1 protein-coding gene is annotated in these 314 nt (G+C 63.4%); it reads left to right on the forward strand.

Annotated features, from left to right (window positions below; all coding sequences use genetic code 11):
- Positions 1 to 314: LysR family transcriptional regulator substrate-binding protein (locus tag CVN76_RS00625; protein WP_198512395.1), on the forward strand; the 314-nt coding region annotated here is incomplete at both ends.

A 314-nucleotide genomic window follows, 5' to 3' on the forward strand; every position in this document is an offset into this window, starting at 1 on the left:
GAGCGCGGGAAGCGCTGGGCAACTTCAAGGGCCAGGCGTTGCGCACGCTGGCGATCGGCGTACTGCAAACCGTGCACACCAGCCTCGTCCCGCAAATGCTCGAACGGGTGCGCAAGGCGCAGCCGCACCTCGTGGTGCAGATCTATGAGTTGACCGGGCTTGAGATTGAACGCCGCCTGCTCAATGGCTCGCTGGACATCGGCATCAGCTACCTGCCGCCGCGCCAACCGGGGCTGCATGGCGTGATGCTGTATGAAGATGAGCTGACGCTGGTCATCCCGGCGGATCACCCGCTGCGTGAATTCAAGAAGGTC

The sequence above is a fragment of the Bacillus sp. mrc49 genome (genome assembly GCF_002803435.1).